Source organism: Pseudomonadota bacterium, from assembly GCA_018823285.1.
Lineage (GTDB): Bacteria > Desulfobacterota > Desulfobulbia > Desulfobulbales > JAGXFP01 > JAHJIQ01.
Genome location: JAHJIQ010000060.1, coordinates 1 through 10486 on the forward strand (window position 1 = coordinate 1; position 10486 = coordinate 10486).

Consider the following 10486-nt stretch of genomic DNA (forward strand, 5'->3'; position numbering starts at 1 on the left):
CATACAGCTGCCCCAGGTTGGCCCGGGCATCAAAATCTTTCGGATACAGTTTTCCCGCCTTCTCGAGATATGGGGCCGCTTTCGCCAGTTGACCACGCTCCCGGTAATAGACTCCCAGCTGGCTCAGGGCGATCCGGTTGGCTGGGTCAACGGAAAGGGTATAACCGAACAGGGTCGGAGTGTCCCGCCAGAATCCGGCCTGTCGGTAGGAGCATCCTGCCAGCACCAGCAGGACCGCGAGAGCAGGTCCGGCTTTCCATCGCTCTGCCGGAATCACTCTCCGGACCAGTTCATCGCCTCCCCAGGCGATCATGATAAAAATTCCGATCAGGGGAAAATAGGTATAACGATCGGCCAGGGCAAAACCGTCGCCTTGCTGGATCAGGCCGATCACCGGCAGCATGGTGGCGAGATACCACAGCCAGCCCATAGCCAGGTAAGGTCTTGATTTACCCGCCCGAAGCATGACCCAACTCACCACTCCCAGAAAAAAAGCGGCACCGAACACGGTCACGGGATGAATCGAGTCCGGGAAGGGATAGTGGGGATGCAGACCCACCGGCCAGATCACCTGGCCAAGATAACGACAATAGGCCAGCAGGGCATTCTCCAGCCTGAACAGCATGGGATACTGGACCAGGTTGCCAACGGTGCCATGCTGATCCTCAGCAAAGACCGTCAGCGCGGAAATCAGCAGGGCAATGAGCAGCAGGGGGGCCTTTTCCAGGAGGCGGCGGATAAATATTCTCCATTCCGGCTGCCGCTGTTCCCCACCTTCGGAGAGCAGCCGGCCAAACGGCCAGAAATCAAGCAGGAACAAGACGACCGGGAGGGTGACCGCCATGGGTTTCGCCCCCAGGGCGGCAACAAAACAGATGACGACAACAAGATAACGCCCCCACCCTCCCCGGCGGATCCAACCGGCATACGCCATGACAGCCGCAAGTTCCCAGAAACAACTCAGGACATCCCGTCGCTCGGCAATCCAGGCTACGGATTCCACATGCAGGGGATGCAGGGCAAAAAGGGTGGCGACCAGCGCGCTTTTTCCCTGAGCCCGGGTCAGACGAAACAGCAGAAGATAAAGGAGCAGGGAATTGGCGAGATGAAACAGGACATTGACCAGGTGATGCCCCCCGGCCCACTCCCCGAACAACTGAAAATCAAGCATGTGGCTGAACCAGGTGACCGGCATCCAGGCCCCATTGACGATCGATGTACAGGCCCATAAAACACCGGCAGGGGTGATTCCCTGGCGGACCATTGCCTGACCTACATAACGATCATCATCGTAAGAGGTAAATGAAAAATCCCAGACCTGGCCATAGACGACCAAAACGGCCACGGTGAGACCGAGACAGGTCAAGAGCTCTTGCCGGTGACGCCGCACAAATCTATTGAAGCTCCCCGCAGCAGATAGTGAACAGAGTGAGACTTCGAGCTGCGGGGATTGCGTTTCGCATTGCATGTTCAAACTATTCACACTGTATTTCATTGCCGCTCACAGGGATTGCGGGGCACCGACAGCAAACCCAAGAATATTTCATGACACACCACTTTTTTCCCTCCGGAAGGAAGAGTGCTGTCGGGAACCGATCGCCACGGCCCAATCCATCTTCATCCTGGTAAATTACCACGATCCGCCTTGAATATAAAGCTGAGTTGAGCAGCTAGCCTGCTCAAACGAAACTTATGCCCGAAGGGTGAAAAGCTGAGTTGAGCAGCTTGCCTGCTCAAACGAAACTTATACCCGAAGGGTGAAAAGCTGAGTTGCGCAGCTTGCCTGCTCAAACGAAACTTATACCCGTAGGGTGAAAAGCTGAGTTGCGCAGCGTATCTGCTTTTACCGATAAGCGAGTGAGCGAGACCTCGAGACCTAGCCCCCTCAAGGGGTACTGAAGAGAGTGCCCTTGGGTGTAAAGCAGTGCCGAGCAACTTGATTGATGATATGAATGGATACCCGCCTGTTGAAGGTTCGCGACACTTCGTTCTCGACGCGAATGAACCAGTCGTGTAGATTTACACGACAGTTTCACCATTGGGGGTGATTGCGACCAATCTCAATGATCAATCACCGGGAAAGAAAACCTCGTATCGCTTCCTGGACAAAGCGCCGGATATTGTGAGCAAAAAAAACTTCAAGACCCTCTGGGAAAACAAACATATTCTGTGGTGGAGCGCCATTCCGGCCTTTTTCATCATCCGTTTCCTCATTCTTGTTTCCGCCCCCACCTCCATCTATGATGACGAAGAAATATTCAACGGCACCGCTGCCCTGGAGCTGTTACGTGGCATGCATCTTCCACTCCAGGATTATATGTACTGGCCCCAGGAGGGGGGCGCCCTGGTGATGTCTTTCCTCACCGCCCCATTTCTGAAGGTGTTCGGCCCTAATTTTGTGGCGATGAAATTATCCGCGCTCCTTGTCTCGTTCTCCACCTTCCTGCTCTGGCTTCGAGTTGCATGGCGCCTTGGCGGTCTCACCTCCGCCCGGAATCTGGCCTTTCTCTTCTGCCTGGCCCCGCCCCTGATTCTGAAATCCGATCTCATGATCTGGGGCCATCATAATAATGTTTGCTTTTTCATCGCGATGGCGATGCTGCTTCTTACTGAATATCTGTCCACGGATTCACTGCCACAGCGACAGAAGTTATTGATCGGCCTCGGGATTGTTTGCGGTTTCGGGATGTTCTTCGCCTATATCTTTGCCCCGATGCTGGTGACCGTCCTGCTCACCCTGGCGTTCATAAAATTGAAAGTACGCTGCAAGCTGTTCCGTTTCTTCCTTCCGGCCGTGGCAGTCGGATTTTTACCCTGGCCACTGATCCGACTTTCCGAGGGATTTCCGCCAGTCAAATCGGTCTTCTCCACTAGGGGTACAGGCTTTCCCGGTTTATCCGAACTTGTGAACAAAGGGATTTTACTGATCAGCCGGAACTTACCACATTCTCCCTGTTTTCCAGACAACCCGCCCTATTCATTCCCGCTCTATTCAAATCTCTATTTCTCCCTGCTGACCCTGGCCGCAATTGCCGGTTTATTCTGGGCGGGGAGACGACTTGCGACCAAGGTCTCATCGACCGAGGAATACGGCAAATGGTTCCCCTATCCAGTGCGGGAGTCGGTCATGGTCATCACCGGCATGTACTGCCTGATTTTTCTGGCAACCTACTTGGCAAGCCCCTTTGATTTTGAGCTTTACACTGAAAAATACCGATTCGGTTTCATTACTTTTCGCTATCTCCTGCCACTCTATCCATCTCTCTTCCTTCTCGCCGCTCAACTGACGAGCGGAAATGATGCTGACCATGAAAAAACATGGGGCAAACTCACATCGTTACTCCAGAGGACAGCCCTCATTCTCATGATTGTTCTGGGTCTCTTCGCGGTAAACGACTCGATCAAGTTCCGCCAATTGGGTTCGTCCTTCGACTTGAATGGCTATTCATACGAACGATTCGGCTGGCGGATGTACGATAAATACTGCCGACTGCAAGCGACAACCCCGCTCGCCTTTCAAGTGGCGAACAAGATCGATCAGAGCCGACTGGAAGATTACTACCGTGGTATGGGATGGGGCCTGGCACAACTGGGATTTTACCCTGAAGACGTCGAACCGGACCAGGACAACTACCAGGTCTTTCTGGCGATGACAAACCGTTTTCCGGCGGAATATCGCCACTTCGCATACGAGGGCTTGGGGTGGCTGGTCATGGATAGGTACGGGAACATCCAGGATGCTGTGAACATCGGCCGGACCATTCCCCCGGAATATCGAAATTTCTTTTATCAGGGAGTCGGGTGGATTACCGGCAAACGTTTTTTTGCCACCCCCCGGGAGGCCATTCTGCTTTTAGAAACAATTCCATCTCTCCCCCTCCGGGCAGCCGCGTATTATGGCTTCGGCCGGGTGCTGGGCGAAAATCGTATCATCGGTAAATATTTCACCGATGTCACAGGGATGGTCTCCGGTCAATGGCTCCCGTCCATCGAAGCCGGTGCCGCTGAAATTGAACACCGCCATCAAAAGGGACGATACAAGGAAGGCCCGGCCTCTGGCTACTGGGGTGGATTTACCATTGGCGATTATTGGCTGTGAAGGCGGCAGGCAGGCAAGGCCGGAGGAGTAAGGATCACCGGTAGGGCTCAACGGCCTGGCGTTGGACCGGGTCGACCACCCCCCGGGCCACGGCCTGATCGAAGTAGGAGACGGCCAGGTCATAGCGGCCCAGTTCGAAATAGACCCGCGAAACATTGTTGTACAGTAGGCCGTCGTCCGGATCAACCTTGATTGCCTGAAGAAAGGCGTCCAGGGCCTCCAGAAGGTTCCCCTGTTGATAAGCCATCATCCCCAACCCGTTCCAGCCGGACCCACTCTCCGGACTGACTTCCGTTGCCTTCTTAAAAGCCTTGCGAGCCCTGGCGGTATCCTGCTGCCGAAACCAGACAAATCCCAGAGCGGCATGGGCATCTCCCAGACGGGGATTCAGGGCAAGAGCCCTTTGATATTCAGCAATGGCCTGCCGGTCCTGACCGACATCAGAGTAAATGTTGCCAAGGATGGCATGAAGTTCCGCCTGTCCCGGAGCGATAGCCAGGGAACGGGCGACGATACTTTGGGCCTCCCCTCTCCTGCCCACCGAATAATATGCCGAGGCCAGGGCATGATACGCATCCAGCATCCGTGGGTCCTTTTCAACCGCCCTGATCAGAACAGGAATCGCCGCCGCCGGGTCACCCATCGCCAGATAGGTCTGGCCCAGACCGTAATAGGCAGGGGCTTCAGGCCAGAAATCAAGGGATTTCCGGTAGGCGGCAATGGATTTTTCATATTCGCCGGTTATCCGGTACAGGGATCCAATATCTCTATAGATACTCCAGGCAATAGGAGAATCCGGTTTAACGGCAAGAGCCTTTTCATAGTATGCCATGGCTTCATTGTATTGCCCTCGGATCTGTGCCAAAGCCCCCAGGTTATGCAGGGACATCCAGCTGCGAGAATTAATCTTGAGGGAGTTTTCATAAAGAGCGTCGCTGTTCCGCCAATGGGATTTCTGGACAACTGTTCCTGCTCCGAGCAGAACCGGGATCAGGACAGCAACAATCAGCACAGGTTTTTTCTGCCGATAACGGGAAAACGCCCAGCCAGCAGCCAATGCCGGCCCAAGTATCGCGAGATACAGGTAACGGTCCGCAACGGTTGACATCATCTGAAAAGGAAATGGAACCAGACCGGAAACCGGCAGGATCAAACTGATAAATATACCGGCAGCGGCCAGCAGCCAGGGTCGACGGAACCGCCAGATAACAAGAGCGGCCAGAACCGGGATGATCCCGGTCAGATAGACCCAGCCCTGCGCCAGGACATACTCCAGGGATCGCCCGTAGTCAAAGGTCAACCCCAGCGGCCAAAACAGTTTCCAGAGATAAAACGAGCAGGCATCCCCGGCAACCAGCAAACGATGGGCCAGTGACACTTCTGCCATTGTCCCCCCTCCGACCTGAATGGACCTGGTCATTGTGATGATCGGGACGGCCAGGGCAACCCAGGGCCCAAGCTCCGGGATAAGCCGCCGGAGTGAACGATGGTAAAAACAGCGCGCGATGACCGCGGCGACGACAGGCAGAACAACGACCGACGGCTTGGAAAAGAGAGCAAGAAGAAAAAACAGGGTTGCCAGCATATACGAGGAGACCGGAAGCCTGGCCTCGGGATCTTTCTCCAGGCATCGCACATACTGGTTCAGGGCCAGAAGAAAAAACAGCCCGGAGAGCAGGTCCTTCATCCCGGAAACCCAGGAAACGGCTTCGGCCTGGACAGGATGGAGTGCAAAAAGAAGCGCTCCAGCCAGCCCCCCCCACGGGTCATGAAGCAGTTTCTTCAGGAGCGAAAAAACCAGGAATGTATTCAGCAGGTGGCAGAGAACATTGGCGGCATGATACAGGTGGGGGTTCGGCTCGCCCCCGCCGGAGGGAAAAAGGATTCCGGAGCACCAGGCCAGAACAGCCCAGAGGTTGTAGACCAGGGGAATATACAGCTTTTCATGGGGTTGCTGCCAGAAGTACAGCAGGTTCCGGGCCGAGAAATTCCTGACATAATGGTTTTCATAGACGTGGATAGTATCGTCGTAGGAAACGAAATCAAAACCCACTGTCCGTCCGAAGACCAGGACCACGACGACGGCCAGGGAAAAATACCAGCTGTATGTTCTTAATCTTTCATTCATCCGCCAATCAATTCTTTCCCGTGCCGTAACTGCTCACGGGGGACCTATTTTCTTCGGTAGAGCCCGAAGAGGTTCAGGAGCTTGAGTTTCCATACAATCCACACCGCTTCGGCGATGACCCGCCGGCTCATTTTGGTCTTTCCAGCCCTTCTTTCGACAAAGACGATCGGAATTTCACCAACGGCAAACCCTTTCCGCCAGCAGATATACGCCAGCTCGATCTGAAAGGCGTAGCCTTCCGAGGAAATTTTGTGCAAATCGATTTCCTCCAGCACTTCCCGCCGAAAACATCGGAAACCGCTGGTGGCATCCCGCAGACCAAGACCCGTCACCAACCGGACATACATATTGGCTCCGTAACTGAGGAGCAGGCGCGACAGGGGCCAGTTGATCACATTGACTCCCTGTAGATACCTGGAACCGATCACCAGGTCAAACGTCCTGCTCGCTTCAACAAAATCCGGCAGATATTCGGGATTATGGGAAAAATCGGCATCCATCTCAAAGATGAGATCAAAGTTCCGGTCCAGGGCGAATCGAAACCCTTCTAGATAGGCAGTGCCAAGCCCGAGTTTCTTTTCCCGATGCAGGACATGAACCCGCGTTTCGCTCGAGGCAAGCAGGTCGGCGATCTCCCCGGTCCCGTCCGGTGAGTGATCGTCGACAATAAGCACCTCAAAGGACGAATCCACCGCCAGAACCATCGCCACAATCTGGGCGAGATTCTCCTTTTCATTGTAGGTAGGCAGGATGACCAGTTTTTTCATGGTAATAAGATATGGCAAAAGATCATATAAGTTGAGCAGCTCGTCTGCTCTTACCGATCTAGATGAGTGAATCAGCTTGTCTGCCCATACGCATCTTATACACTATGGGTGAAAGCATACCAAAAGGCGGAGCTAATGCCCTAAAAGGGTACTTATCTGCGAAACATCAGACTTATACCACTCAAGGGGGTACGAAAGCGAGTACCCAAAGGGTGAAATGATTGATGTAAATTAGCAGCTCCCCATAATTTTGTCACGACATGAGGAGAGCTTTCCGGTTTGAGCGAAAATCTTCTATCACTACCAACATGCTGTCAGTATCGGATACCTGATTAACGATGCGACCCTTTATTCTCTAAACAACAAAAATGTTGTTTAGATCCTTAATCGAGAGTGCGGTGATAGACTTGTCCAATGGATAGGATTTGCTCCCTGGATAAACGATATAGAGATGCTTTAATTGCAAATCGTCGATGGCCGCCCGCATGGATTTGCTTGTTTTGGGAGCTTCAGTATACTTTACTTCAATACCGACTGATTCTCCCCCCTTGAAGACAAGCAGATCAAGTTCAGCTCCAGCATGAAACAGGGGGACGAACAGGGGACGCTGGTGCAAAAGTAGCATTATTACACATTCTGCCAGATCTCCGGCAATTCCTTCCCGCTTGCCAGAACAGGGGACGCTGGTGCAAAAGTAGCATTATTACACATTCTGCCAGATCTCCGGCAATTCCTTCCCGCTTGCCAGGCGATTGACAGTCGAGGTAGTAATCCCGAGAAAACGGGCCACTTCAGCGCCGGAATAACCCATCCTGCGCACAGCGATCTGGCACAACAATTTCCTGACTCGAACCACCGCCCTTTTTCTAACTCCGCTCTTGACAGCCGATGCCTCTACACCTACATCCTCGGTAATTCTCACAAGAAGCGTCGTTAAATCGAGTTTATCGGCAAAAAGCCGCAACGTCTCCTTCTCCTTTTTTTCAACCTCAGATAGAAGCTGATCGACAAAATCACTACCGCCCAATATGCGGGCATCCGCACTAACGATATTACCCTTTCTGCGAAACGACACCACTTGGGACCAATCGCCATGGCTGCGCAACAGCCCACCGCCAACCAGTTCTGGTCGACTCCCGAAAGCAATGCCATCCTTCACGAAGCTCTCATAACCTTTTCTCGCTTTCTCGAAATTCGTTCCAAAATAGGCAAGAATTGTTTCCTGTTCCTGCCAATCTCTGACTGCCGTGCCCATCAGAGCAGAATGCCCAGACCACTCATATTTATTCAATCCTGCCAGATCGTTAACCAACCTGGCCCGTAAAGGATTCAAATGGATATATCTGGTCAATTCCAACAAATAGGGTTCATCTTCACAGACAATCGATTTGTATCTGTTTTGGAAAAGATGGCCGGCGCGTTTATGGCGTTTGTTGAAATTGACCACATAACCGGTGAGGAGACGCCGCATGCTTGAGGAAAGCGGCTGACGACCAGTTCTAGCCAGAATATGGAAGTGGTTGGGCATAAGAACCCACGCATAGACAAGCAGAGTCTCATCACTGCAAAGACCGGCAAGCCGGATGAGGAAATCATCCCGGTCAATCCGGTTTCGAAATATCTTTGTCCGCTCAATCCCTCTCCCCATGATATGGTGCAAGGTTCCAGGAGCATCCATTCTTGGTTGTCTCGGCATGTTTTCGATAATATCCTGTTTTAAAACATAATGAAAGTGTGTTTTGCACCAACGTCCCCTATTACTATTATTCTTGGTTGTCTCGCCATGTTTTCGATAATATCCTGTTTTAAAACAAAATGAAAGTGTGTTTTGCACCAACGTCCCCTATTATAGACGAAATGACCGAACAAACAAGTCATTGCGAGTCAAATCGTAGCAGGCAAGAGAGCCTCGCGTAACTCACATCTCATTCAGCTCCTATAGATCTCGGAATCAAGACAAAAAAAAAAGGGACGCCCGGTTGGGCGTCCCTTGTAAGCCACACTGTAAGTGTGGGTTCTTGTTAATCAAACATCACTTACGGATGCAGGCTCATGATGACACCAGCAGCCCTGGTATTGGCGCCGTAGGTAATGGTCGGGTTCGTGGTTCCGGTTGCGGTGAACGACTTCTCGAAGACCATTACGGTTACTCCACCGCTATCGGTCTCACCAGTTTCCATTGTATAACTCTCTGAGTTGCTGCTGTATGTCTGGAGGTTATTCGTCTGGTTGAAGATCGTCACACTACCGTTAGCAGTTTGCAGCGCAGTTCCGGCAGTTGTGGTACCGGACGAGATGTAAACATTATTGGTGTTGTTGTTGTATCCGCCACCGACAATCGCGCTAGGTCCATACGGATTCGACTGGTTAACACCCTGATACGAAGCAACATAGGCTGCAGCACCAGTATGAGTTCCGGTTACGGTCAGACTCAAGGTCGTGCTGGTAGCCGCCTGCAGACCTGCCTCATCAAGGGTCAAGAAGAAGGAGTGTCGACGGTTACTGTTCTCGCTGACCACTACATTCAGGGGCCGACCGCCGTAGGTACCGGTCACGGTCACACCAGTAGCACCGCCGGAATCATAGGTATGCGCGGATACGACCAGCATCCTGTTGCTACCGGCACTGACCGAAACAGAACCACTCATGTTACCGGTTGTTGCAGTAAGCTGCGGTGTTGCAGTCCAGCCATTGAGAATAGTTACTCCTCCACCAAGTGTGGTTGCGGTAGCGGTCAGACCGGTGGTGACATTATTATTCGCGTCATACGCACAGACCCGGTACGAATACTGAGTGCTTTCGGTCAGACCGGTGTTGTTGTAACTGGTAGCAGTGCCGGTGTAAATGGCAGTGCCGGTACAGTTAGCAGGAGCAGTTGCGCCGGTTGCCCGAACAAGCTTGTACGGGGTAGTCGCATGCATACCAACACCAGCATCGGTAGCAGTCGGCCAGCTCAGATTGATCTGAGACGTGCTGACCGGAGTTGCAGTCAGGCTGCCGGTATGGGTCGGAGGCGTGGTATCCGGAGGAATAACCGGAGTAGTAGCCGACGCCGTCAGACCGCTGGTCACATTGTTCACCGCATCGTAGGCACAGACCCGGTAGGAATACTGGGTGTTTTCTGTCCGCCCGGTGTCGTTATAACTCAGGGCAGTGCCGGTGTAGACAGCAGTACCGGTACAGTCAGCCGGAGCCGTAGCACCTGTTGCCCTGACCAGTTTGTACGGGGTGGTCGGATGCATACCGGATTTAGCATCGGTTGCTGCCGGCCAGCTCAGGTTGATCTGAGAGTAGCTGATCGGAGTAGCAGTCAAGCTGCCGGTATGAGTCGGGGGTGTTACGTCCGGACTATTATCGGTTACAGGAAGAACAACCGGACTGTTGCTAGCCGCCTCGTCGGTAATCGTCACATTAGCGGAATACGAAACACCGGTCATGGTGATGTTCCAGTTGTTCGCACTCGGATTGACCATCTGGACCGGTCCGTTGCCA

At 52.9% G+C, this 10486-nt stretch carries 7 protein-coding genes; 1 reads left to right on the plus strand and 6 read right to left on the minus strand.

The window, feature by feature from the left end:
• On the minus strand, window positions 1-1366 hold a 1366-nt coding region (locus KKG35_13675; protein MBU1739177.1), incomplete at its 3' end, for a hypothetical protein.
• Between the two features lie 756 nt (window positions 1367-2122).
• On the opposite strand from KKG35_13675, the gene KKG35_13680 reads away from it, so the two are divergent.
• Window positions 2123-4099: a hypothetical protein gene (locus KKG35_13680; GenBank protein ID MBU1739178.1), complete on the plus strand. Its 1977-nt coding sequence runs from the start codon at window positions 2123-2125 to the stop codon at window positions 4097-4099.
• Window positions 4100-4133: 34 nt separating this feature from the next.
• Here KKG35_13680 and KKG35_13685 read toward each other — a convergent pair whose 3' ends face one another.
• The 5 genes from KKG35_13685 to KKG35_13705 form a co-directional block, all read right to left on the minus strand.
• Window positions 4134-6227 (minus strand): tetratricopeptide repeat protein, encoded by a 2094-nt coding sequence (locus KKG35_13685; GenBank protein ID MBU1739179.1) that lies wholly within the window; start codon window positions 6225-6227, stop codon window positions 4134-4136.
• A 44-nt stretch (window positions 6228-6271) separates the two neighbouring features.
• On the minus strand, window positions 6272-6994 hold the full coding sequence (locus KKG35_13690) for a polyprenol monophosphomannose synthase (GenBank protein MBU1739180.1): 723 nt from the start codon (window positions 6992-6994) through the stop codon (window positions 6272-6274).
• Window positions 6995-7349: 355 nt separating this feature from the next.
• Window positions 7350-7619 carry a hypothetical protein gene (locus tag KKG35_13695; protein ID MBU1739181.1) on the minus strand — a complete coding sequence of 90 codons (270 nt, stop codon included), beginning with the start codon at window positions 7617-7619 and terminating at the stop codon, window positions 7350-7352.
• A gap of 78 nt (window positions 7620-7697) precedes the next feature.
• Window positions 7698-8828, minus strand: a complete 1131-nt coding sequence (locus KKG35_13700; GenBank protein ID MBU1739182.1) for a transposase — start codon at window positions 8826-8828, stop codon at window positions 7698-7700.
• A 202-nt stretch (window positions 8829-9030) separates the two neighbouring features.
• The coding region (locus KKG35_13705; GenBank protein ID MBU1739183.1) for a fibronectin type III domain-containing protein at window positions 9031-10486 on the minus strand (1456 nt) is incomplete at its 5' end.

Bases quoted from the DNA above. Each gene is read 5' to 3' on its own strand.
- KKG35_13685 (MBU1739179.1), bottom strand. From the start codon at position 6,227: ATGAATGAAAGATTAAGAACATACAGCTGGTATTTTTCCCTGGCCGTC.
- KKG35_13690 (MBU1739180.1), bottom strand. From the start codon at position 6,994: ATGAAAAAACTGGTCATCCTGCCTACCTACAATGAAAAGGAGAATCTC.
- KKG35_13695 (MBU1739181.1), bottom strand. From the start codon at position 7,619: ATGCTACTTTTGCACCAGCGTCCCCTGTTCGTCCCCCTGTTTCATGCT.